22 protein-coding genes and 1 other RNA gene are annotated in these 22,292 nt (G+C 57.9%); 15 read left to right on the top strand and 8 right to left on the bottom strand.

Features of this window, described 5'->3' with window-relative positions; all coding sequences use genetic code 11:
- Positions 1-298: 298 nt before the first annotated feature.
- The 3 genes from rnpB to garL form a co-directional block, all read right to left on the bottom strand.
- Positions 299-675, bottom strand: an RNA gene (gene rnpB, locus ACOTZC_RS19115) — RNase P RNA component class A.
- 59 nt (positions 676-734) lie between these two features.
- A complete protein-coding gene (gene garR, locus ACOTZC_RS19110) occupies positions 735-1,625 on the bottom strand; it encodes a 2-hydroxy-3-oxopropionate reductase (protein WP_023309302.1) in 891 nt (296 codons plus the stop codon).
- Positions 1,626-1,646: 21 nt separating this feature from the next.
- Positions 1,647-2,417, bottom strand: coding sequence for a 2-dehydro-3-deoxyglucarate aldolase (garL, locus tag ACOTZC_RS19105; RefSeq protein WP_023309303.1), 771 nt, complete (start codon positions 2,415-2,417; stop codon positions 1,647-1,649).
- Positions 2,418-2,790: 373 nt separating this feature from the next.
- Here garL and garD point away from each other — a divergent pair, with 373 nt between their 5' ends.
- Positions 2,791-4,362: a galactarate dehydratase gene (gene garD, locus ACOTZC_RS19100; protein ID WP_421635951.1), complete on the top strand. Its 1,572-nt coding sequence runs from the start codon at positions 2,791-2,793 to the stop codon at positions 4,360-4,362.
- 72 nt (positions 4,363-4,434) lie between these two features.
- On the opposite strand, the gene ACOTZC_RS19095 is transcribed toward garD, so the two are convergent.
- Entirely contained in the window at positions 4,435-5,238 is an 804-nt protein-coding gene (locus ACOTZC_RS19095) for a DeoR family transcriptional regulator (protein ID WP_045403479.1), read from the bottom strand.
- 251 nt (positions 5,239-5,489) lie between these two features.
- On the opposite strand from ACOTZC_RS19095, the gene kbaZ reads away from it, so the two are divergent.
- The 9 genes from kbaZ to ACOTZC_RS19050 all read left to right on the top strand — a co-directional run bounded on the left by kbaZ (position 5,490) and on the right by ACOTZC_RS19050 (position 14,708).
- Positions 5,490-6,785, top strand: coding sequence for a tagatose-bisphosphate aldolase subunit KbaZ (gene kbaZ, locus ACOTZC_RS19090; RefSeq protein WP_231106844.1), 1,296 nt, complete (start codon positions 5,490-5,492; stop codon positions 6,783-6,785).
- A 20-nt stretch (positions 6,786-6,805) separates the two neighbouring features.
- Positions 6,806-7,279: a PTS N-acetylgalactosamine transporter subunit IIB gene (gene agaV, locus ACOTZC_RS19085; RefSeq protein WP_023309307.1), complete on the top strand. Its 474-nt coding sequence runs from the start codon at positions 6,806-6,808 to the stop codon at positions 7,277-7,279.
- A 10-nt stretch (positions 7,280-7,289) separates the two neighbouring features.
- Complete coding sequence (agaW, locus tag ACOTZC_RS19080) at positions 7,290-8,069, top strand: PTS N-acetylgalactosamine transporter subunit IIC (RefSeq protein WP_045403485.1); 780 nt, start codon at positions 7,290-7,292, stop codon at positions 8,067-8,069.
- Complete coding sequence (agaE, locus tag ACOTZC_RS19075) at positions 8,059-8,937, top strand: PTS N-acetylgalactosamine transporter subunit IID (RefSeq protein WP_047743582.1); 879 nt, start codon at positions 8,059-8,061, stop codon at positions 8,935-8,937. Before agaW ends, agaE begins: the two co-directional genes overlap by 11 nt.
- Positions 8,938-8,953: 16 nt before the next feature.
- Positions 8,954-9,388 (top strand): PTS galactosamine/N-acetylgalactosamine transporter subunit IIA, encoded by a 435-nt coding sequence (agaF, locus tag ACOTZC_RS19070; RefSeq protein WP_421635950.1) that lies wholly within the window; start codon positions 8,954-8,956, stop codon positions 9,386-9,388.
- The gene (nagA, locus tag ACOTZC_RS19065) at positions 9,385-10,518 is read left to right on the top strand and encodes an N-acetylglucosamine-6-phosphate deacetylase (protein ID WP_248162912.1); all 1,134 of its coding nucleotides are present in this window, start codon (positions 9,385-9,387) and stop codon (positions 10,516-10,518) included. Before agaF ends, nagA begins: the two co-directional genes overlap by 4 nt.
- A gap of 246 nt (positions 10,519-10,764) precedes the next feature.
- Complete coding sequence (locus tag ACOTZC_RS19060; protein ID WP_045403491.1) at positions 10,765-11,913, top strand: SIS domain-containing protein; 1,149 nt, start codon at positions 10,765-10,767, stop codon at positions 11,911-11,913.
- Positions 11,914-11,925: 12 nt separating this feature from the next.
- Positions 11,926-12,798 carry a tagatose-bisphosphate aldolase subunit KbaY gene (gene kbaY, locus ACOTZC_RS19055; protein ID WP_023309313.1) on the top strand — a complete coding sequence of 291 codons (873 nt, stop codon included), beginning with the start codon at positions 11,926-11,928 and terminating at the stop codon, positions 12,796-12,798.
- A 20-nt stretch (positions 12,799-12,818) separates the two neighbouring features.
- The gene (locus tag ACOTZC_RS19050; protein WP_196350415.1) at positions 12,819-14,708 is read left to right on the top strand and encodes an enterotoxin; all 1,890 of its coding nucleotides are present in this window, start codon (positions 12,819-12,821) and stop codon (positions 14,706-14,708) included.
- A gap of 67 nt (positions 14,709-14,775) precedes the next feature.
- On the opposite strand, the gene rsmI is transcribed toward ACOTZC_RS19050, so the two are convergent.
- Positions 14,776-15,639: a 16S rRNA (cytidine(1402)-2'-O)-methyltransferase gene (gene rsmI, locus ACOTZC_RS19045; RefSeq protein WP_023309315.1), complete on the bottom strand. Its 864-nt coding sequence runs from the start codon at positions 15,637-15,639 to the stop codon at positions 14,776-14,778.
- A gap of 62 nt (positions 15,640-15,701) precedes the next feature.
- Here rsmI and ACOTZC_RS19040 point away from each other — a divergent pair, with 62 nt between their 5' ends.
- The 4 genes from ACOTZC_RS19040 to dolP are packed head-to-tail and all read left to right on the top strand — an operon-like array spanning position 15,702 to position 19,429.
- Entirely contained in the window at positions 15,702-17,879 is a 2,178-nt protein-coding gene (locus ACOTZC_RS19040; protein ID WP_421635949.1) for a penicillin-binding protein activator, read from the top strand.
- Positions 17,837-18,232 (top strand): YraN family protein, encoded by a 396-nt coding sequence (locus ACOTZC_RS19035; RefSeq protein WP_126303129.1) that lies wholly within the window; start codon positions 17,837-17,839, stop codon positions 18,230-18,232. Before ACOTZC_RS19040 ends, ACOTZC_RS19035 begins: the two co-directional genes overlap by 43 nt.
- Positions 18,233-18,253: 21 nt before the next feature.
- A complete protein-coding gene (gene diaA / locus ACOTZC_RS19030; protein WP_003861754.1) occupies positions 18,254-18,844 on the top strand; it encodes a DnaA initiator-associating protein DiaA in 591 nt (196 codons plus the stop codon).
- Positions 18,845-18,853: 9 nt separating this feature from the next.
- On the top strand, positions 18,854-19,429 hold the full coding sequence (gene dolP, locus ACOTZC_RS19025) for a division/outer membrane stress-associated lipid-binding lipoprotein (protein ID WP_023616279.1): 576 nt from the start codon (positions 18,854-18,856) through the stop codon (positions 19,427-19,429).
- A 66-nt stretch (positions 19,430-19,495) separates the two neighbouring features.
- Here dolP and ACOTZC_RS19020 read toward each other — a convergent pair whose 3' ends face one another.
- Both ACOTZC_RS19020 and ACOTZC_RS19015 read right to left on the bottom strand, forming a co-directional pair.
- Positions 19,496-20,533 carry a permease gene (locus tag ACOTZC_RS19020; RefSeq protein WP_126303130.1) on the bottom strand — a complete coding sequence of 346 codons (1,038 nt, stop codon included), beginning with the start codon at positions 20,531-20,533 and terminating at the stop codon, positions 19,496-19,498.
- Between the two features lie 40 nt (positions 20,534-20,573).
- Positions 20,574-21,218 (bottom strand): NAD(P)H-binding protein, encoded by a 645-nt coding sequence (locus ACOTZC_RS19015; RefSeq protein ID WP_023309320.1) that lies wholly within the window; start codon positions 21,216-21,218, stop codon positions 20,574-20,576.
- 128 nt (positions 21,219-21,346) lie between these two features.
- Between ACOTZC_RS19015 and ACOTZC_RS19010 the strand changes: the two genes are divergently transcribed.
- Positions 21,347-21,865 carry a type 1 glutamine amidotransferase domain-containing protein gene (locus tag ACOTZC_RS19010; RefSeq protein WP_023309321.1) on the top strand — a complete coding sequence of 173 codons (519 nt, stop codon included), beginning with the start codon at positions 21,347-21,349 and terminating at the stop codon, positions 21,863-21,865.
- On the opposite strand, the gene ACOTZC_RS19005 is transcribed toward ACOTZC_RS19010, so the two are convergent.
- A complete protein-coding gene (locus ACOTZC_RS19005) occupies positions 21,845-22,279 on the bottom strand; it encodes a YhbP family protein (protein WP_126303131.1) in 435 nt (144 codons plus the stop codon). The genes ACOTZC_RS19010 and ACOTZC_RS19005 overlap by 21 nt on opposite strands.
- Between the last annotated feature and the right edge of the window lie 13 nt (positions 22,280-22,292).

Genomic DNA, 22,292 nt, shown 5'->3' with positions numbered 1-22,292 from the left:
CATATTCACGGGAGAAATGTATTTGATTTCAATATATGCATATCAAACGAGAAAAGATTCGCGATCATAAAAGTAACAAACATAACAAATTATCAATACTAAAAATCGTGTGTTTTTTAGCGCGAAATTTTGTGATGGCGATCGTATACAGGTACAGTATCGATACGAAAGGCACAAAAGCAGTGAAATGTGCTTAATGTCGCAAATATGAGAATTGATGTCGTTTGTCCGGCGCTGCGCTTACCCATCCAGCATCACCTGGAAAGCAAAAACCCCGCCGAAGCGGGGTTTTTTAAGAAGTTGAAGCTGACCGATAAGCCGGGTTCTGTCGTGGACAGTCATTCATCTAGGCCAGCAATCGCTCACTGGCTCAAGCAGCCTACCCGGGTTCAGTACGGGCCGTACCATGTGAACCCCTATTTGGCCTTGCTCCGGGTGGAGTTTACCGTGCCACGGACTGTTACCAGCCGCGCGGTGCGCTCTTACCGCACCCTTTCACCCTTACCTGATCCCGCTTGCACGGGCCATCGGCGGTTTGCTCTCTGTTGCACTGGTCGTGGGTTTCCCCCCCAGGCGTTACCTGGCACCCTGCCCTATGGAGCCCGGACTTTCCTCCCCTCCGCCCGTCTCCCCCGAAAGGGACGACGACGAAGCGGCGACTGTCTGGTCAGCTTCGGCGCGCAGTATAGAGGGTTTGCGCGCCGCTGTCACCCTAAGGTGTAGGCAAGGCGTGATTAACGCGCCACTTCCACCTTCGCCAGTTTTTCGTAGTAGCACGCAATCGCGCTGTGATCGGCCGTGCCCAGGCCATCGGCACGCAGCGCCTGCATCATCTCCATGACCGCCGCGGTCAGCGGCAGCTGTGCGCCCACGCCGTGTGACGTATCCAGCGCGTTCGCCAGATCTTTGATATGCAGGTCGATGCGGAAACCGGGTTTGAAATTACGATCCATGACCATCGGCGCTTTGGCATCCAGCACGGTACTGCCCGCCAGACCACCGCGAATGGCCTGATAGACCAGATCCGGGTTGACGCCCGCTTTGGTTGCCAGCGTCAGCGCTTCGGACATGGCGGCAATGTTCAGCGCTACAATCACCTGGTTTGCCAGCTTGGTCACATTACCCGCCCCGATGTCCCCGGTATGCACCACGGAGCCCGCCATGGCTTTCATCAGGTCGTAGTATCTATCGAAAATGGCTTTATCGCCGCCGACCATCACCGACAGCGTGCCGTCGATCGCTTTCGGCTCACCGCCGCTGACCGGTGCATCCAGCATATCGACGCCCTTCGCTTTTAACGCCTCGCTGATTTCACGGCTCGCGAGCGGTGCGATAGAGCTCATATCGATCAGCACCAGGCCCGGCTTCGCACCGTCGATAATGCCGTTCTCACCCAGCGCAACTTCTTTAACATGCGGTGAGTTTGGCAGCATGGTGATGATGACATCGCACTGCTCGGCAATGGCCTTCGCGGTGGTGGCCGTTTCAGCGCCAGCCGCTATCACCTCTGCCACGGCCTGCGGATTGTGATCGGATACCACCAGCGAGTAACCCGCTTTGATGAGGTTCTTACTCATTGGTTTACCCATAATGCCCAGGCCAATAAAACCCACTTTCAGCGTCATAATCTGTTTCCTCAATGATGGTTATTTTTTAAAAGCGTCGGCTAATTTCTGCGTGGCCGAGCGGAATACGCCGAGGTCGCTGCCGACGGCTACAAACGTGGCTCCCCACTCCAGATAGCGGCGTGCGTCAGCCTCAACCGGCGCCAGAATGCCGCACGGTTTGCCGTGAGCTTTAGCGCGGGCAAAGATGTGCTGGATCGCGCGCTGCACGTCAGGGTGGCCGGCGTTACCCAGATGACCAAAGGCGGCAGCCAGATCGCTTGGACCGACGAAGATCCCGTCCACGCCGTTTGTGGCGGCAATCGCGTCGACGTTATCAACGCCCTGCTGGCTCTCGATCTGAACCAGAATGGTGATGTTGCTATTAGACTGCGCGAAATAGTCCGGCACGGTGCCAAACATATTGGCGCGATGCGAAACGGAAACGCCGCGGATCCCTTCTGGCGGATAGCGCGTTGAGGCTACGGCCAGGGCCGCTTGTTCTTCCGTCTCCACAAACGGGATCAGGAAGTTGTAGAAACCGATATCCAGCAGGCGCTTGATAATCACCGGCTCGTTGGTGGGCACGCGCACTACCGGGGCGCTGGGGCTGCCTTTCAACGCCATCAGCTGTGGAATAAAGGTGCTGATATCGTTCGGCGCATGTTCGCCGTCCAGCACCAGCCAGTCAAAACCGGCCAGGCCCAGCACTTCGGTGCTGATAGGGTTTGCCAGCGCGGACCAGCAGCCAATCTGAATCTGGTGTGCCGCGAGGGCCGCTTTAAATTTATTCGGGAAGATATCGTTATTCATCGTATTTACCTTTTTAATTCGCAGCCTATATCAGCATCATTTTATTTATTCAGACACCGCACCAGCATTATATTTATTATTCTGACGTATTTTGGCGTTATAAAACCGTCATTCAGTATAAGACGCAATCCACAACCGCACATTGTTTTAATGCTCAATTATTGCGTTATACTTCGATAAATTTTTTTGCATATGCACAAGGCGCTGGGCGCTAATGCACAGAATCAGGCATTACTGGTTCTGGAGCGATCGAGATCACATTTTCATATCCCCTATGCTGACATGCTTTATTTCTGAAAGCCGCGTATTTATTTCTACCATTTGAAAATTGGCTGAATTTATTATCAGACACTTTGCTGGAGAATACTGAACAATGGCCGACATTGAAATTCGACAGGCATCGCCGACGGCGTTTTATATAAAAGTCCACGACACCGATAATGTGGCGATTATTGTCAACGACAATGGCTTAAAAGCGGGCACCCGCTTCCCGGACGGGCTGGAACTGATTGAGCATATTCCGCAGGGACATAAAGTCGCCCTGGCGGATATCCCTGCTAACAGCGAAATCGTACGTTACGGTGAAGTCATCGGCTATGCCGTTCGCTCTATACCACAGGGGAGCTGGGTTGAGGAGTCGCTGGTGGCGCTGCCGGAAGCGCCGCCGCTAAACACGCTTCCGCTGGCGACTCGCGTACCGGAACCGCTTCCTCCGCTGGAGGGCTATACCTTCGAAGGCTACCGCAACGCGGACGGCAGCGTCGGCACCAAGAATCTGCTCGGCATTACCACCAGCGTGCACTGCGTGGCGGGCGTAGTGGATTACGTGGTGAAAATCATCGAACGCGATCTGCTGCCGAAATACCCGAACGTCGACGGCGTGGTTGGCCTGAACCACCTCTACGGCTGCGGCGTGGCGATTAACGCCCCCGCTGCCGTAGTGCATATCCGTACCATCCACAATATCGCCCTGAACCCAAACTTTGGCGGCGAGGTGATGGTCATCGGTCTGGGGTGTGAAAAATTGCAGCCAGAGCGCCTGCTGCAGGGTACCGAAGATGTGAAAGCCATTCCGGCAGACGAGGCCAGCATCGTGCGCCTGCAGGATGAACGCCACGTGGGTTTCCGCTCAATGGTCGACGATATCCTGCAGGTGGCTGAACGCCATCTGGACAAGCTCAACAAGCGCCAGCGCGAAACCTGCCCGGCGTCTGATTTGGTAGTGGGAACACAGTGCGGCGGCAGCGATGCCTTCTCCGGCGTGACGGCCAACCCGGCGGTGGGCTATGCGTCCGATCTGCTTGTGCGCTGCGGCGCCACGGTGATGTTCTCCGAGGTGACCGAAGTGCGTGACGCCATCCATCTGCTCACGCCACGCGCCGTTAATGAAGAGGTCGGCAAGCGCCTGCTCGAGGAAATGGCCTGGTACGATAGCTATCTCGATATGGGCAAAACCGACCGCAGCGCCAATCCCTCACCGGGGAACAAAAAAGGCGGCCTGGCCAACGTAGTGGAAAAAGCCCTCGGGTCGATTGCCAAATCCGGCCAGAGCGCGATTGTGGAAGTGCTCTCTCCGGGCCAGCGCCCGACGAAACGCGGCCTGATCTACGCGGCAACGCCGGCCAGCGATTTCGTCTGCGGCACGCAGCAAGTGGCATCCGGCATTACGGTGCAGGTCTTTACCACCGGGCGCGGCACGCCGTACGGCCTGATGGCGGTACCGGTGATCAAGATGGCGACCCGCACCGAGCTGGCAAACCGCTGGTACGACTTAATGGATATCAACGCGGGCACTATCGCCACCGGGGAAGAGAGCATTGAGGACGTGGGCTGGAAACTGTTCCACTTCATTCTGGATGTCGCCAGCGGGCGGAAGAAAACCTTCTCGGATCAATGGGGATTACATAATCAGCTGGCGGTGTTCAACCCGGCACCGGTGACGTGATTCATATTCCCAACCGCACCGAACGGTCCCCTCTCCCCTATGGGGAGAGGGTTAGGAAGAGGGAAAGCCCCCTTAAACCAGCACCACCTCAATCCCGCTTTTTCGCAGCCCGTCCAGGCTCTCCGCCGGAATGCCTTCATCGACAATAATCATATCAATCCTTTGCGTATCAATGATTTTATGCAGGCTTGAGCGGTTAAATTTGCTGGAGTCCGTGACAACGATAATACGCTCCGCCACCTCGCACATTTTGCGGTTAAGGCGGGCTTCGTCTTCGTTATGCGTACTTACGCCGCGGTCGAGATCGATGGCGTCAACGCCGAGGAACAGCAGGTCAAAATGGTAATTCTGTAGCGACTGTTCTGCCTGGTCACCGTAGAAGGATTGCGACTGACGGCGCAGGTGCCCGCCGGTCATCAGCAATTCCACCCCGTCCGCTTCCAGCAGCGCATTCGCCACGTTCATCCCGTTGGTCATCGCAATCACGTCCGTGTGCTGGCGCAGCATGCGGGCGATTTCATACGTCGTGGTGCCGGAGTCCAGAATAATACGGTGCCCGGGTTTAACCAGCGCGGCAGCGGCCTGCGCGATACTGCGCTTCACCGCCGTATTCAGCGAGCTTTTATCCTCCACGGAAGGCTCAGCGCCCGGCATGTTGCCTTCGCAAATCAATGCCCCGCCGTAGGCGCGAACGGCGATGCCCTGCTTCTCCAGGAACGCCAGATCGTTGCGGATCGTCACCGTCGATACGCCGTACAGATGAGACAGATCGTTAACCTGCACGCTTCCCTGCGCCCGCAACCGCTGAATGATCTGCTCTCGCCTTTCACTGGTGCCGGTGATGCGCTTTTCCGCGGATGAATCGGTGCTGCTCATACGAGCTCCTTAATAAATAGTCTTTCGTTTCATTTCGTTTTGCCTATTAAGGCCTTTCTTTTTCGGGAATGCAAGTCCCGCCTTACGTACAGACGCAAGCCAACACTGCGCTGAAACCTTTCATTATGTTTCTTTTGTGAAACAGATCGGAAAACTATTATCTTTCGTTTTATTTTTATATCACCATGATGCAGGATTAAATGAAACAAAACGAAAGACAAGTGTCATTACCATCCGAAATGGAGAGGAAAGTGAAACATCTGACAGAAATGGTGGAACAACATAAACGAGGGAATTCGAACGGGATCTATGCCGTCTGCTCCGCACATCCGCTGGTACTTGAAGCTGCCATTCGTTACGCGCATTCGCATCAGACGCCGCTGCTGATCGAGGCGACCTCCAACCAGGTGGATCAATTTGGCGGCTATACCGGCATGACGCCTGCGGATTTTCACGCGTTTGTCTGCCGGCTGGCCGAGTCGCTCGGTTTTCCGACGTCACAGCTGATCCTCGGCGGCGATCATCTGGGCCCTAACCGCTGGCAAAATCTCCCTGCGGAACAGGCGATGGCAAATGCTGACGATCTGATCAAAAGCTATGTTTCCGCCGGATTCAAAAAGATCCACCTGGACTGCAGCATGTCCTGCGAGGACGACCCGGTTCCCCTGACCGACGAGCTCGTCGCCGGACGCGCCGCACGCCTGGCGAAGATTGCCGAAGCGACCTGTCGCGAGCAGTTTGGTGAATCCGATCTGGTCTACGTTATCGGCACGGAAGTGCCGGTTCCCGGCGGCGCGCACGAGACGCTCACCGAACTTGCCGTCACCACGCCGGACGCGGCCCGCGCCACGCTTGAAGCGCACCGCCACGCGTTCGAAAAGGAAGGCTTAAGCGACATCTGGCCACGCATTATTGGCCTGGTGGTCCAGCCTGGCGTGGAGTTCGACCACGCGCACGTCTGCGACTATCAGCCGCAGAAAGCCGTGGCCCTGAGCAAAATGGTTGAAGCCTACGATACGCTGGTGTTTGAAGCGCACTCCACCGACTACCAGACGCCGCAGGCGCTGCGCCAGCTGGTTAACGATCACTTTGCCATTCTGAAAGTTGGCCCCGCCCTGACCTTCGCCCTGCGCGAGGCGCTGTTCTCGCTGGCCGCCATTGAAGAGGAGCTGCTGCCGGCAAAAGCCAGCTCCGGCCTGCGTCACGTGCTGGAAAACGTCATGCTCGACCGCCCGGAATACTGGCAAAGCCATTACCACGGTGACGGCAACGCGCGTCGCCTGGCGCGCGGCTACAGCTACTCTGACCGCGTGCGCTACTACTGGCCGGACAGCCAGATCGACGACGCCTTTGCACGGCTGGTGCGTAACCTGGCAGACGAGCCTGTTCCCCTGCCGCTGATCAGCCAGTACCTGCCGCTGCAGTACAGCAAAGTTCGCGAGGGCGCTCTCAAGTCAACGCCACGGGAACTCATCATCGACCACATTCAGGACATACTCCAGCAGTATCACGCCGCCTGCGAAGGCGTAACGACTCAAGACGCATAATTAAAAAAGAGGAAAACGCTATGCCAAACATTGTCTTATGCCGCATCGACGAACGCCTGATCCACGGTCAGGTGGGCGTGCAGTGGGTGGGGTTTGCGGGGGCAAACCTGGTGCTGGTCGCTAATGACGAGGTCGCTGAGGATCCGGTTCAACAGAACCTGATGGAAATGGTGCTCGCGGAAGGGATCGCCGTGCGCTTCTGGTCGCTGCAAAAGGTCATCGACAACATTCACCGCGCCGCTGACCGCCAGAAAATCCTGCTGGTCTGCAAATCACCTGCCGATTTTCTGAAGCTGGTCGAGGGTGGCGTACCCATCACCCGTATTAACGTCGGAAATATGCACTACGCCAGTGGCAAACAACAAATTGCCAAAACGGTCTCTGTCGACGCGAACGATATTGACGCGTTCAACGGCCTGAAAGCGGCCGGTGTGGAATGCTTCGTTCAGGGCGTTCCAACAGAAACTGCTTTGGATCTCTTTAAACTGCTCTGAGGGATTCACAATGGAAATCAGTCTGTTGCAGGCGCTGGGGTTGGGCATACTCGCCTTTATCGCCGGTCTGGATATGTTTAACGGGTTAACGCACATGCACCGCCCGGTGGTGCTCGGGCCGCTGGTCGGCCTGATTCTGGGCGATCTGCACACCGGCATTTTGACCGGCGGTACGTTAGAGCTGGTCTGGATGGGGCTGGCCCCGCTCGCCGGTGCCCAGCCGCCTAACGTCATTATCGGCACCATCGTGGGGACCGCGTTTGCCATCAGCACCGGCGTGAAGCCAGAAGTCGCGGTTGGCGTCGCCGTGCCGTTTGCCGTTGCGGTGCAGATGGGGATTACGTTCCTCTTCTCGGTGATGTCCGGCGTCATGTCGCGCTGCGATCGCATGGCGGCCAATGCAGACACCAACGGAATTGAACGGGTTAACTATCTTGCGCTGCTGGCGCTCGGCATCTTCTATTTTCTGTGCGCGTTCCTGCCAATCTACTTCGGTGCGGAACATGCGAAAACCGCCATTGACGTTCTGCCAGCGCGTCTGATTGACGGCCTCGGCGTCGCGGGCGGCATCATGCCAGCCATCGGCTTCGCCGTGCTGCTGAAGATCATGATGAAAAACGTCTACATCCCTTACTTCATTATCGGTTTTGTCGCCGCCGCCTGGCTCAAGCTTCCGGTGCTGGCGATTGCGGCGGCCGCGCTGGCCATGGCGCTGATCGACCTGATGCGTAAATCACCTGAACCGACGGTTCCCGCCGCTCAGAAAGAGGAATTCGAAGATGGCATCTAACCACACCACCCTGCCGGGCGTGACTGAAAGCGAAGAGACGCTGCTGACCGGCGTGAATGAAAACGTCTACGAAGACCAGAACATCGGTGCCGAGCTGACGAAAAAGGATATCAACCGCGTGGCCTGGCGTTCCATGCTGCTGCAGGCCTCGTTTAACTACGAACGTATGCAGGCCTCCGGCTGGCTGTACGGGCTGCTGCCCGCGTTGAAAAAGATCCACACCAACAAGCGGGACCTGGCGCGGGCGATGAAAGGGCATATGGGCTTCTTTAACACCCACCCGTTCCTGGTGACCTTTGTTATCGGCATCATTCTGGCGATGGAGCGATCCAAGCAGGATGTGAACAGCATCCAGAGCACCAAAATTGCCGTCGGCGCGCCGCTTGGCGGTATTGGCGACGCCATGTTCTGGCTGACCCTGCTGCCCATCTGCGGCGGTATTGGTGCCAGCCTGGCGCTGCAGGGTTCGATTCTGGGCGCGGTGGTCTTTATCGTGCTGTTTAACGTGGTACACCTCGGCCTGCGCTTTGGCCTGGCGCACTACGCTTACCGGATGGGCGTCGCGGCCATTCCGCTGATTAAAGCCAACACCAAAAAGGTCGGCCACGCGGCGTCTATCGTCGGGATGACGGTGATTGGCGCGCTGGTGGCAACCTACGTCCGCCTCAATACCACGCTCGAAATCAAGGCGGGTGATGCGGTCGTCAAACTGCAGGCCGACGTCATCGACAAGCTGATGCCCGCGTTCCTGCCGCTGGTCTACACCCTGACCATGTTCTGGCTGGTACGCCGCGGCTGGAGCCCGCTGCGGCTGATCGGTATCACCGTGCTGCTGGGCGTTGTCGGTAAATTCTGTCACTTCCTGTAAAAGCAAAGAGGTCGCGATGTTAGGCATTATTTTGACGGGTCACGGCGGTTTTGCCAGCGGACTTGAGCAGGCGATGAAGCAGATCCTGGGCGAACAGCCGCAGTTTATTGCCATCGATTTTCCGGAAACCTCCACCACCGCGCGGCTGACCGCTCAGCTTGAGCAGGCAGTGAGTGAACTCGATGCAGAGCACGATATTGTGTTTCTCACCGACCTGCTCGGCGGCACGCCGTTTCGCGTGGCATCGACGCTCGCCATGCAATGGCCGGGCAGTGAAGTCATCACCGGCACCAACCTGCAGCTGCTGCTGGAGATGGTGCTGGAGCGCGACGGATTAAGCAGCGAGGCGTTTCGTCTGCAGGCGCTGGAGTGCGGGCACCGCGGCCTGACGAGCCTGGTCGACGAGCTGGGGCGCTGTCGCGAGGAAGCTCCGGCTGAGGAAGGGATATGAGCCAGCTGCTGCGCGCGCGACGGATCCTTACCGAACAGGGCTGGCTGGACGACCACCAGCTACGCATTGAAAGCGGCGCGGTTGCGGCGATTGAACCCATCCCGGCGGGCGTTACGGCGCGCGATGCGGAGCTGCTTTGCCCGGCGTATATCGATACGCACGTCCACGGCGGCGCGGGCGTGGACGTCATGGATGATGCGCCTGACGTGCTGGACACTCTGGCGATGCATAAAGCGCGTGAAGGCGTGGGCGCATTTCTGCCCACCACCGTGACCGCGCCGATGGAAGCCATCCACAGCGCACTGATGCGTATCGCCCGGCGCAGTCAGTCCGGCGGCCCCGGCGCGCAGATCCTGGGCAGTTATCTGGAAGGACCGTACTTTACGCCCCAGAACAAAGGGGCGCATCCGCCCGAGCTGTTCCGGGAGCTGGATATCGCCGAGCTGGACAGGCTGATTGACGTTTCACAGGGCACGCTACGGGTGGTGGCGCTCGCGCCGGAAAAACCCGGCGCGCTGCAGGCGATTCATCATCTTAAACAGCGCGGTATCCGCGTCATGCTGGGCCACAGCGCTGCTACGTACCGGCAAACTCTCGCCGCGTTTGATGCGGGTGCCGACGGGCTGGTGCACTGCTACAACGGTATGACGGGTTTGCACCACAGAGAGCCCGGCATGGTCGGCGCAGGGCTGACGGACAAACGGGCGTGGCTGGAGCTGATTGCCGACGGCCACCACGTCCATCCGGGAGCGATGCGTTTATGCTGCTGCTGCGCTCAGGATCGCGTGGTGCTGATTACCGATGCCATGCAGGCGGCAGGTATGCCGGACGGTCGGTATACCCTGTGCGGTGAAGAGGTCACGATGCAAAACGGCGTGGTTCGAACCGGCTCCGGCGGGCTGGCGGGCAGTACGCTGTCGCTGGATGCCGCGGTCAGGAATATGGTGGTGTATGCGGGCGTAACAGCCGAAGAGGCGATCCATATGGCCTCGCTGCACCCTGCCCGGCTGCTGGACGTTGACGATCAGCTTGGATCCTTAGCCCCGGGCAAACGCGCCAATATTATTGCGCTGGACGGGGGTTTACACCTCCAGCGGATCTGGATTCAGGGCCAGGCTCTCCCCCTTTAGCCCTTTCATTGTGTCTCCTTTTGGCTTTACGGCCTGAAACCGTAAGGCCTTTCTTTTCCTTTCCTTAAATTTTCCCTTTCCTTTCACGATCACACTTTTCGTTTTATTTCTTTTCTTTCATTGAAGTTTCGATTTCTTTTCTATAGATTTTATTTAACTGCTTAAGTGAACAAGTGAAACGAAACGAAAGATAGCGACACGATTGCCAGCGTCTGATGTGGAATTCACACGACTAAGGACTGAGTTATGCAACAAACCACTACCGCCACCGCAACCGGCACCTGGACCGAGGAAGAGATCCGCCAGCAGCCTGCCAGCTGGATCCGCTCGCTCAACAACATCGATAACCTGCGTGCTTCGATCGACAGTTTCCTGACGCCGCTGCTGCGCAAGCGCGATCTGCGGATCGTCCTGACCGGCGCGGGTACGTCCGCCTTTATCGGCGATATCATTGCGCCATGGCTTTCAAGCCACACCGGGAAAAACTTCACCGCCGTCCCGACAACCGATCTGGTCACGAACCCGATGGACTACTTCAGCCCTGGGCACCCGCTGCTGCTGGTTTCGTTTGCCCGCTCCGGCAACAGTCCGGAAAGCGTCGCGGCCGTTGAGCTGGCAAACCAGTTCGTGCCGGAGTGCTACCACCTGTCCATTACCTGCAACGAGGCGGGGAGCCTGTACCAGAACGCCGTCGACAGCGATAACGCCTTTGCCCTGCTGATGCCTGCCGAAACGCACGATCGCGGGTTCGCGATGACCAGCAGCATCACCACCATGATGGCGAGCTGTCTGGCCGTGTTCGCCCCGGAAACGATCAATAGCCACACCTTCCGCGACGTCGCCGATCGCTGTCAGGCGATCCTCGCCTCGCTCGGGGATTTCAGCCACGGCGTCTTTGGCAGCGAACCGTGGAAACGGATCGTGTATCTGGGAAGCGGCGGCCTGCAGGGCGCGGCGCGCGAATCGGCGCTGAAGGTGCTGGAGCTGACGGCGGGCAAGCTGGCTGCATTTTACGACTCTCCTACGGGCTTCCGTCACGGGCCGAAGTCGCTGGTCGACAATGAAACGCTGGTGGTGGTGTTCATCTCCAGCCATCCATATACGCGTCAGTACGATCTGGATCTGCTGGCCGAACTGCGCCGCGATCGCCAGGCCCTGCGCGTCGTCGCCATCGCCGCTGAAAACGATCCGGTCATTGAAGCGGGTCCGCACATTCTGCTGCCGCCTTCACGTCCGTTTATCGATATGGAACAGGCGTTCTGCTTCCTGATGTATGCCCAGGTCTTTGCGCTCACCCAGTCGCTTAGCACAGGCATTACGCCCGATACGCCATCGGCCAGCGGGACGGTCAACCGCGTGGTGCAGGGCGTCGTTATTCATCCGTGGCAGGCTTAAGAGGATCTGATTATGAGTATTATCTCGACGAAATATCTTCTGCAGGACGCGCAGGCAAAAGGCTACGCCGTTCCGGCGTTCAACATCCACAACGCGGAGACGATCCAGGCGATCCTCGAAGCGTGCAGCGAAATGCGATCGCCGGTGATCCTCGCGGGCACGCCGGGCACCTTTAAGCATATTGCGCTGGAAGAGATCTACGCCCTGTGCAGCGCCTACTCCCACACCTACGACATGCCGCTGGCGCTGCACCTCGATCACCACGAATCGCTGGACGATATTCGCCGCAAGGTCAACGCGGGCGTGCGCAGCGCGATGATCGACGGCAGCCACTACCCGTTTGAACAAAACGTGAAGCTGGTGAAGTCGGTGGTCGATTTCTGCCACCTCAACGACTGCAGCGTCGAGGCCGAGCTGGGCCGTCTGGGCGGCATGGAAGATGACATGAGCGTGGACGCGGAAAGCGCATTCCTCACCGATCCGCAGGAGGCGAAACGCTTCGTCGAACTGACCGGCGTTGACAGCCTCGCCGTCGCCATCGGCACCGCCCACGGCCTGTATACCAAACGCCCGAAAATCGACTTCCAGCGGCTGGCGGAAATTCGCGAAGTGGTCACCGTGCCGCTGGTGCTGCACGGCGCGAGCGATGTGCCGGATGAGTTTGTTCGCCGCACCATCGAGCTGGGCGTGTGCAAAGTCAACGTGGCGACCGAGCTGAAAATTGCTTTCTCTGACGCGGTTAAGGCCTGGTTTGCCGAAAACCCGCAGGGCAACGATCCGCGCTTCTATATGCGGGTCGGCATGGACGCCATGAAAGAGGTGGTCAGAAGCAAGATCGCCGTTTGCGGCTCGGCAAACCGATTGCTGCTTCCGGCAGAAGCCTGATTAAAAAGGAGCTTACGCTGATGAAAAAAATCCTCGCACTCTCAGTGCTGGCCATGTGCGTTTCCCATAGCGCGGTGGCCGCGAACTACGCGCTCGGTAACGACAATATTGCTCTGTCATTTGATGATGCAAACTCAACGGTAGTGGTTAAGGACACCAGGGCTAACCATCCGCTCACGCCGCAGGAGCTGTTCTTTCTGACGCTGCCGGACGAGACGAAAATCCACACCGCTGATTTTAAAATCAAGCATGTCGAAAAGCAGGACAGCGGCTTGGTCATCGATTTCACCCATCCGGACTTTAACGTAACGGTGAAGCTGAACCTGGTGAAGGGGAAATACGCCAGCATCGACTACACCGTTGCCGCCGTTGGTCAGCCGCGAGACGTGGCAAAAATTACCTTCTTCCCGACCAAAAAGCAGGCTCAGGCACCTTACGTAGACGGGGCGATTAACAGCTCGCCGATCGTCGCAGACTCGTTCTTTATTCTGCCGGACAAGCCCATCGTTAACACTTACGCCTATGAAGCGACCACCAATCTCAACGTAGAGCTGAAAACGCCGATTCAGCCAGAGTCGCCGGTCAGCTTTACCACCTGGTTCGGCACCTTCCCGGAGATCAGCCAGCTGCGCCGCAGCGTAAACCAGTTTATTGATGCCGTCCGCCCGCGTCCGTATAAGCCTTATTTACACTACAACAGCTGGATGGATATCGGCTTCTTTACCCCGTACTCCGAGCAGGACGTGCTGGGGCGGATGGATGAATGGAATAAGGAATTTATCACCGGGCGCGGCGTGGCGCTGGATGCGTTCCTGCTTGACGATGGCTGGGATGACCTGACCGGACGCTGGCTGTTTGGCCCGGCATTCAGCAACGGTTTTAGCAAAGTTCGGGAAAAAGCCGACAGCATGCACAGCTCCGTTGGACTGTGGCTCTCGCCGTGGGGTGGATATAACAAACCGCGCGACACTCGCGTCTCGCATGCAAAAGAGTACGGTTTCGAAACGGTAGACGGGAAGCTGGCGCTGTCAGGCCCAAACTATTTTAAAAACTTCAATGAGCAGATCGTTAAGCTAATTAAAAACGAGCACATTACCTCGTTCAAGCTGGACGGGATGGGTAATGCCAATTCGCATATTAAGGGCAGCCCGTTCGCCTCGGATTTTGACGCCTCTATCGCTCTGCTGCACAACATGCGCAGCGCCAACCCGAATCTGTTTATTAACCTGACGACAGGTACCAACGCCAGCCCGTCCTGGCTGTTCTACGCTGATTCCATCTGGCGCCAGGGCGATGACATCAACCTGTACGGTCCCGGCACGCCGGTGCAGCAGTGGATGACCTACCGCGATGCGGAAACGTACCGCTCCATTGTTCGCAAAGGGCCGCTGTTCCCGTTGAACTCGCTGATGTACCACGGGATCGTTAGCGCGGAAAACGCCTATTACGGGCTGGAGAAGGTGCAAACGGACAGCGACTTTGCCGATCAGGTCTGGAGCTACTTCGCCACCGGAACCCAGCTGCAGGAGCTGTATATCACCCCTTCAATGCTGAATAAGGCGAAGTGGGACACCCTGGCGCGGGCCGCGAAGTGGTCGCGGGAAAACGCCGGCGTGCTGGTGGATACCCACTGGATTGGTGGCGATCCAACCGCGCTGCAGGTTTACGGCTGGGCATCCTGGAGCAAGGACAAAGCGATTCTCGGCTTGCGTAACCCGTCGGATAAGCCGCAAAGCTACTACCTGGATTTAACAAAAGATTTTGAAATCCCGACAGGGAACGCGGCGCAGTTTCGTCTGAAAGCGGTGTACGGCAGTAATTCAACCGTACCGGAGGAGTATAAAAACGCGGTGGTGATTACGCTGCAGCCGCTGGAAACGCTGGTGTTTGAGGCGGTGCCAGTTAGCTAAAAGACGCATAACGATCTGCAGGCCGGGTTAGGCGCAGCCGCCACCCGGCAAAACAGGCGGCAGGGGCTTACTCCCCCTGCTGCTCCAGCGCATGCTTATACAGCGCATTTTTCTTCACGCCGTGAATTTCCGCCGCCAGCGCAGCGGCCTTCTTCAGCGGCAGTTCCGCCTGCAGCAGCGCCAGCGTGCGCAGCGCGTCGGCTGGTAGCGCGTCTTCCTGCGCCTTATGCCCTTCGACAATCAGCACCATTTCGCCCTTGCGGCGGTTTTCGTCTTCCTTCACCCACGCCAGCAGTTCACCCACTGGGGCGCCGTGAATGGTTTCCCAGGTTTTGGTCAGCTCGCGCGCCAGCACCACGTAGCGGGCTTCTCCCCACACGGTCACCATATCTTCCAGGCTCTCCAGAAGGCGGTGCGTGGATTCGTAGAAAATCAGGGTGCGCGGTTCCGCTTCCAGATCTTTTAACACGTCACGGCGGCCTTTGGATTTAGCAGGCAGGAAGCCTTCATAGCAGAAACGGTCAGACGGCAGACCCGCCGCGCTCAGCGCAGCAATGGCAGCGCACGGCCCCGGCAGCGGCACAACGCGAATACCGGCTTCACGACAGGTACGCACCAGGTGATAGCCGGGATCGTTGATCAGCGGCGTACCGGCATCGGAGACCAGGGCAATGTTCTGCCCCTCTTTCAGCTTCGCCACCAGCGTTTCGGCTTTTTGTTGCTCATTGTGATCGTGCAGAGCAAACAAACGGGCATTAATCGCGAAATGTTGCAGCAGCAAGCCGGTGTGGCGGGTATCTTCAGCAGCAATTAAATCAACAGCTTGCAGTACGGTGAGCGCACGTTGGGTAATATCAGACAAATTCCCGATAGGAGTAGGTACAATATAAAGCTGGCCTTGAGAATTATCTGCCGTTTCGTGTTGTTTCATTGTTTCGTCCGTATTGCCGATTTAATATTGAGCATTGCGTAAAAAAAATCACTGGATACAGTATGGTACCGTTAACGTTTCTTCGAAAAAAAGCCACGCGCAGCGTGCCGCTTCTGCTGGCAGCCCTGATCTTTGCAGGCTGTGGCACCCAGGCACCTGACCAGAGCACCGCCCATCTTCAGGGTTCTGCTCAGGCTGATTCTGGCTTTTATCTGCAACAAATGTCGCAGAGTTCAAATGATACCAAGACCAACTGGCAATTACTCGCCATTCGTGCACTGCTGAAAGAGGGTAAAACCCAGCAGGCAGCCGAACTGTTTAACCAGTTGCCAAAAGATCTTAACGACGCCCAGCGTCGTGAGCAGAGCCTGCTCTCTGCCGAGCTGAAGGTCGCGCTGAAAGATTACGCCGCCGCGAAGAAGATCCTCGGGGATATTGACGTGAGCGCGCTGGATAAAAATCAGCAGGCTCGCTTCTGGCAGGCGGGCATTACCGCGGAGCAGGGGCGCCCTTCCCTGACGCTGCTCCGCGCCCTCGTCGCGCAAGAGCCGCTGCTCGGCGGTGCCGACAAGCAGAAAAATATCGATGCCACCTGGCAAGCGCTTGCCTCGATGACCCAGGAACAGGCGCAGGCGCTGGTCATCAACGCCGATGAAAACGTCCTTCAGGGCTGGCTGGATCTGCAGCAGATGTGGTTTAACAACCGCAGCGATCCAAAGATGCTGAAAGCCGGTATTACGGACTGGCAGACGCGCTACCCGCAAAACCCGGGTGCGAAAATGCTGCCAACCCAACTGGTGAACGTGCAAAACTTTAAGCCAGCGTCCACCAGCAAAATCGCTCTGCTTCTGCCGCTCAACGGCCAGGCGGCGGTGTTTGGCCGTACTATTCAGCAGGGCTTTGAAGCCGCGAAAAACGGTACCACCTCGGTAACCGGCAGCGCGGTTCCCGCGCAGGCGGCCCAGGCGGCTAACGTGAATGATGTGGTCAGCCCGTCCGCAGCGGAGACCAGCGACCTGACCACGGCGCAAGCGCCGGCGCAGGGTACGATGCAAAACCCGGTGACGGCCCCGACGACGCCTCCGACTACAGCTGCACCGGCTGCGGCAGCCCCGGCTACTACAGCACCCGCTACCCAGGTTCCGGCCGAGACGCAAGCGGCGCCAGCGCCTGACGCAACGGCAGAACAGCCTCAACCGCAGCCTGCACAACCCGCGGCCCAACCTGCTGCGCAGCCGCAGGCCGTGGCAACCACCAGCGCCAACCCGGGCGCTGAGTTGAAAATTTACGACACCAGCTCGCAGCCGCTTGATCAGGTTCTGGCGCAGGTTCAACAGGACGGGGCGAGCATCGTTGTCGGTCCGCTGCTGAAAAACAACGTGGAAGAGCTGATGAAGAGCAATACCACGCTGAACGTGCTGGCGCTCAACCAGCCTGAGCAGGTTCAGAACCGATCCAATATTTGCTACTTCGCGCTTTCCCCTGAAGATGAAGCCCGCGATGCGGCGCGCCATATTCACGAGCAGGGTAAGCAGGCTCCGCTGCTGCTCATCCCACGCAGCGCGCTGGGCGATCGCGTGGCCAATGCCTTTGCCGATGAGTGGCAGAAGCTCGGCGGCGGCGTGGTGCTGCAGCAGAAATTCGGTTCCGTCTCTGAACTGCGCGCGGGCGTCAACGGCGGGGCGGGTATCGCGCTTAACGGTAGCCCGGTCACCGCAAGCCTGCCGCAGCAGCAGAGCGTGACGATTGGCGGCCTGACGATCCCTGCCCCACCTACCGATGCGCAGATTAGCGGTGGCGGTAAAGTAGATGCGGCCTATATCGTTGCCACGCCGCAGGAGATCGCCTTTATCAAACCGATGATCGCGATGCGTAACGGCAGCCAGAGCGGCGCAACGCTCTACGCCAGCTCGCGCAGCGCGCAGGGCACCGCAGGCCCGGATTTCCGTCTGGAAATGGATGGTCTGCAGTACAGCGAAATCCCGATGCTGGCAGGCAGCAACCCGGCGCTGATGCAGCAGGCGCTGAGTACCGTACGTAACGATTATTCACTGGCGCGTCTGTATGCGATGGGTGTCGATGCCTGGGCGCTGGCGAACCACTTTACCCAGATGCGTCAGGTGCCGGGCTTTGAGCTTAACGGCAACACCGGCGATCTGACCGCGACTCAGGACTGCGTGATCAACAGGAAGTTATCATGGCTCAAATACCAGCAGGGGCAAATCGTCCCGGCCAGTTAAGCCGTAAAGAGACCGGCGATGCGTGGGAGTTAAAGGCGCGTCGCTGGCTTGAAGGCAAAGGACTGCGCTTTATCGCCGCTAACGTCCGCGGGCGCGGCGGCGAAATCGACCTGATCATGAAAGACGGTCAGGTCATCGTGTTTGTAGAAGTCCGCTTTCGACAGTCCTCCCGTTTTGGCGGTGCTGCCGCCAGCGTGACGCTCCCCAAACAACATAAATTATTACAGACTGCCCACTTGTGGCTTGCCCGCCATAATGGGAGCTTTGATACTGTGGATTGCCGGTTCGATGTGATAGCCTTCACCGGAAATGAGATCGAATGGCTTAAAAACGCTTTTGGCGAAGACGCATAATTAAGATTTAAAAGGGATAACGTGCTCGAAAGAATTAAAGTGTGCTTCACAGAAAGCATCCAGACTCAGATTGCCGCGGCGGAAGCCCTTCCGGATGCTATCTCGCGTGCCGCAATGACGCTGGTACAATCCCTGCTTAATGGCAACAAAATCCTCTGTTGTGGCAACGGCACGTCAGCCGCCAACGCACAGCATTTTGCTGCCAGCATGATCAATCGCTTTGAAACAGAACGCCCGAGTTTACCCGCCATTGCACTTAACACCGATAATGTGGTCTTAACGGCGATTGCTAACGATCGTCTGCATGACGAAATTTATGCAAAGCAGGTGCGAGCCCTGGGTCACGCCGGAGATGTGCTGCTGGCCATCTCCACGCGCGGCAATAGCCGGGATATTGTCAAAGCCGTTGAAGCCGCCGTCACCCGCGACATGACTATCGTGGCCTTAACCGGCTATGACGGGGGTGAGCTGGCGGGTCTGCTCGGGCCGCAGGATGTGGAAATCCGCATTCCTTCTCACCGGAGCGCGCGTATTCAGGAGATGCATATGCTCACGGTGAACTGCTTATGTGATTTGATCGATAACACGCTTTTCCCTCACCAGGATGATTAAGGAGTTCTTATGAAGGCTTTATCGACCCTCGCAGTCCTTATGTCTGCATTACTGCTTCAGGGATGTATCGCTGCGGCCGTTGTGGGCACCGCTGCAGTGGGTACCAAAGCAGCGACCGATCCGCGCTCTGTGGGGACGCAGGTAGATGACGGTACGCTGGAGCTGCGCGTCAACAGCGCGCTGTCGAAAGACGAACAAATCAAGAAAGAGGCGCGTATCAACGTGACGGCTTATCAGGGCAAAGTGCTGCTGGCAGGCCAGGCGCCGAATATGGAGCTCGCCTCGCGTGCGAAACAGATTGCGATGGGCGTCGAAGGGACCACAGAGGTGTTTAACGAAGTGCGCCAGGGCAAGCCAATTGGCCTGGGTGACGCCTCTTCTGATACCTGGATCACCACCAAAGTGCGTTCCCAGCTGCTGGGCTCGGACCAGGTGAAATCATCCAACGTGAAAGTGACGACTGAAAACGGCGAAGTGTTCCTGCTGGGTCTGGTGACCGAACGTGAAGGGAAAGCGGCGGCCGATATCGCCAGCCGGGTGAGCGGCGTGAAGCACGTCACCACCGCGTTTACTTACATCAAATAAAAAAATCCCCTCGCTTGAGGGGATTTTTTTGTAGGCCCGGTAAGCGCTAGCGCCACCGGGCTTTTTTTACATCAACGCAATACTGCCCACCATCACCCCGCTCAACGCCACCAGCCCTGCGGTCAGCCACAGCGCTTTGGCCGGGAACGACTTACGCAGCATGATAAGCGACGGCAGGCTGATCGCCGGCAGCGTAATCAGCAGCGCCAGCGCCGGCGCAGTGCCCATACCGGCCAGCATCATGGTCTGAACAATCGGGATCTCCGCCGCCGTTGGGATCACAAACAGACAGCCTGCAACGGCCATCGCAATGACCCACATCAGCGTGTTGTCGATAGCGCCATCCGCATGCGGGAAGAGCCAGACGCGCGCCGCCCCCAGAACCAGTACCGCCAGGATATAGACCGGGATGGTGCTCCAGAAAAGCTGCCATAGCGCCCTGCCCCAGCGCACAAAGAATTCCCCCTGCGGCTCGCTGACGTCCAGCTCAACGGCTGCGGGTTCTGCGGCAGTATCCTTCACCAGTTTTTGCACCAGCGTCGCCACCACCAGTACGGTCAGTAGCCCGGCGACCAGACGGATGAACGCAAAATGCCAGCCCAGCACAAAGCCCATAAACACCAGCGTTGCCGGGTTAAGCAGCGGGTTCCCCATCCAGAACGCCAGCGCGCCGCCCATCGACACGCGCTGACGGCGCATCCCTGCGGCCACGGGCGCGGCGCAGCAGGAACACATCATGCCCGGCAGAGAGAAAATCGTCCCCAGCAGCGTGCCCTGAAAGCGCGGCTGCCCGAGGGTTTTCACCAGCCAGTAGCGCGGGATAAGCACCTGAATCAGTGACCCCAGGATCACGCCTAAGACGGCGGCCTTCCAGACGGCAAGGAAGTAGACCATGGCGTAGTCCCACGCCGCCCGAAGCGGGCTGGATTCAGCCTGAGCGAGAATAGATTTACCGATGCTGTGCGTTTCGGCGGCGGTGAAGGCTTTGCCGTAGTACGGCTGCCATTTCACGTACCAGAGGCCAACAATGACCACGAGAAAGAAGAGTGCGGGCTTCCACCACTGAACAGGTGTTGCCGCCTGAGATGAAGACTGACCAGTCATAGCATTCCCCGGAGAGTATTAGGTTATTAGCCGGGGGAGTTTACGCCTCGCCCTGCGCGATTTCACGCAGTTTTGCCGAAGGGATAATGTTTACGCCCGCTTTCGACGGGGCCAGCCCCTCTTTTAACATCGCGCGCGCGACGTCCCGTGCCTCGATGGATTTCCAGTTGCCGGGAAGAATGCGAAACAGCGGGGCAAATATCGACTCGTTAAACCGGCGTTCGTCCCGGTGGCCGATCAGCATCGAAGGGCGCACAATCGTCAGCTGCTCCCATTTCTGCGCAATCAGCGCATCCTCCATCTTGCCCTTCACCTTGTTGTAGAAGAAAGGCGATCCGGCACTGGCGCCCAGCGCGCTGACCACCAGAAAATGTTTGGCCCCCAGCTTTTTCGCCGTGAGCGCGGTATCCACCACCAGTGTATAGTCGGCGTGGATAAATGCCTCTTTGCTGCCCGCCTCCCGCCGCGTGGTGCCCAGACAGCAAAAGGCGATATCAATGGGATCCTGCACCTGCGCCAGCGCGTCGGTCAGCTGAGGATCGTGCGGATTAAAGACGCCGGATATATCCGCCAGCGGTCGACGCGTCGGTGCGGCGATATAGTTCACGCGGCGATCCTGAATCAGCAGCCGCAGCAGATGATCGCCCACTAACCCGGTAGCACCTGTAATCAATACCTGACTCATCTTTTCCCCTTTACAGAATTGTCCGTTTGCGAACTCAGCGTCGTCGACCACACTTAGAAGTCTGTTACGGGTAAGTATTTACCACAAGCGGAGAAAAATCAGTCTGAAGCCAAAACAACGGAGGAAGCATGGGCAAGAAAATCGCAGTCTTGATTACCGACGAGTTTGAAGATTCAGAATTCACCTCTCCAGCAGAGGCGTTCCGCAAGGCGGGACATGAGGTCATCACCATTGAGAAAGAGGCGGGTAAAACGGTGACAGGCCATAAGGGCGAGGCGACCGTAACCATCGATGAGACCATCGATAACGTGAGTCCCTCAGATTTCGACGCTCTGCTGTTACCCGGCGGCCATTCCCCGGATTCCCTGCGCGGGGACGAGCGCTTCGTGACCTTCACCCGGGACTTTGTCTCCACCGGCAAACCGGTCTTTGCCATCTGCCACGGCCCGCAGCTGCTCATCAGCGCAGACGTGGTCCGCGGGCGTAAGCTTACCGCCGTGAAACCGATCGTTATCGATCTGAAAAATGCGGGGGCCGAGTTTTACGATCAGGAGGTGGTCAACGACAAAGACCAGCTGATCACCAGCCGGACCCCGGACGATCTCCCGGCGTTTAACCGCGAAGCGCTACGCCTGCTCGGCGCGTAACCAGTGCAGTTTCTTGCCAAAGCCCAGGGTGTTGTCGGTAAATTTCACCTCATCAAGGCGGATTTCCCACACCGGGGCTTTTAGCGCAGCGGCAACGGGAAAGCGTCGCGTGTAGAGCTTACGGCGCGCGTCGCTCTCTTCACCATCCAGACGACGGATCTCCCCTTTAAACTGCACGCCGCGGATCAGCGCGACCGTTTTCGGCTGGCCGTTTACCGTCCCCGCCACCTTTGCCTGCTGGCCGGTCATCTGCGCATGCCGCGTTTTGTCTTCGCTCATGACATAAAAAGCCACGCGCTCAGGATCGTAGTAGTAAAATGCATTTGCGCACCACATCTCCCCCTCGTCATAGACGCACCAGGTGACAACATGCTGCTTTGCCAGCCAGCGGTTAATGGCGGCCAGTGTTTCCATTTTCGTTCTCTCT

This window comes from Enterobacter cloacae complex sp. SHL009 (assembly GCF_049237205.1).
Lineage (GTDB): Bacteria > Pseudomonadota > Gammaproteobacteria > Enterobacterales > Enterobacteriaceae > Enterobacter > Enterobacter cloacae_M.
This window is presented reverse-complemented; position numbering and strand designations above follow the sequence as displayed.

Excerpts from the sequence above, each read along its gene's own strand:
- kbaY (WP_023309313.1), top strand. The coding sequence starts at position 11,926 with ATGAGTATTATCTCGACGAAATATCTTCTGCAGGACGCGCAGGCAAAA.
- dolP (WP_023616279.1), top strand. The coding sequence starts at position 18,854 with ATGAAGGCTTTATCGACCCTCGCAGTCCTTATGTCTGCATTACTGCTT.
- agaE (WP_047743582.1), top strand. The coding sequence starts at position 8,059 with ATGGCATCTAACCACACCACCCTGCCGGGCGTGACTGAAAGCGAAGAG.
- agaW (WP_045403485.1), top strand. The coding sequence starts at position 7,290 with ATGGAAATCAGTCTGTTGCAGGCGCTGGGGTTGGGCATACTCGCCTTT.
- garD (WP_421635951.1), top strand. The coding sequence starts at position 2,791 with ATGGCCGACATTGAAATTCGACAGGCATCGCCGACGGCGTTTTATATA.
- ACOTZC_RS19020 (WP_126303130.1), bottom strand. The coding sequence starts at position 20,533 with ATGACTGGTCAGTCTTCATCTCAGGCGGCAACACCTGTTCAGTGGTGG.
- ACOTZC_RS19015 (WP_023309320.1), bottom strand. The coding sequence starts at position 21,218 with ATGAGTCAGGTATTGATTACAGGTGCTACCGGGTTAGTGGGCGATCAT.
- nagA (WP_248162912.1), top strand. The coding sequence starts at position 9,385 with ATGAGCCAGCTGCTGCGCGCGCGACGGATCCTTACCGAACAGGGCTGG.
- garL (WP_023309303.1), bottom strand. The coding sequence starts at position 2,417 with ATGAATAACGATATCTTCCCGAATAAATTTAAAGCGGCCCTCGCGGCA.
- ACOTZC_RS19010 (WP_023309321.1), top strand. The coding sequence starts at position 21,347 with ATGGGCAAGAAAATCGCAGTCTTGATTACCGACGAGTTTGAAGATTCA.
- ACOTZC_RS19050 (WP_196350415.1), top strand. The coding sequence starts at position 12,819 with ATGAAAAAAATCCTCGCACTCTCAGTGCTGGCCATGTGCGTTTCCCAT.
- rsmI (WP_023309315.1), bottom strand. The coding sequence starts at position 15,639 with ATGAAACAACACGAAACGGCAGATAATTCTCAAGGCCAGCTTTATATT.
- agaV (WP_023309307.1), top strand. The coding sequence starts at position 6,806 with ATGCCAAACATTGTCTTATGCCGCATCGACGAACGCCTGATCCACGGT.
- garR (WP_023309302.1), bottom strand. The coding sequence starts at position 1,625 with ATGACGCTGAAAGTGGGTTTTATTGGCCTGGGCATTATGGGTAAACCA.
- ACOTZC_RS19035 (WP_126303129.1), top strand. The coding sequence starts at position 17,837 with ATGGCTCAAATACCAGCAGGGGCAAATCGTCCCGGCCAGTTAAGCCGT.
- ACOTZC_RS19005 (WP_126303131.1), bottom strand. The coding sequence starts at position 22,279 with ATGGAAACACTGGCCGCCATTAACCGCTGGCTGGCAAAGCAGCATGTT.
- ACOTZC_RS19040 (WP_421635949.1), top strand. The coding sequence starts at position 15,702 with ATGGTACCGTTAACGTTTCTTCGAAAAAAAGCCACGCGCAGCGTGCCG.
- ACOTZC_RS19095 (WP_045403479.1), bottom strand. The coding sequence starts at position 5,238 with ATGAGCAGCACCGATTCATCCGCGGAAAAGCGCATCACCGGCACCAGT.
- agaF (WP_421635950.1), top strand. The coding sequence starts at position 8,954 with ATGTTAGGCATTATTTTGACGGGTCACGGCGGTTTTGCCAGCGGACTT.
- ACOTZC_RS19060 (WP_045403491.1), top strand. The coding sequence starts at position 10,765 with ATGCAACAAACCACTACCGCCACCGCAACCGGCACCTGGACCGAGGAA.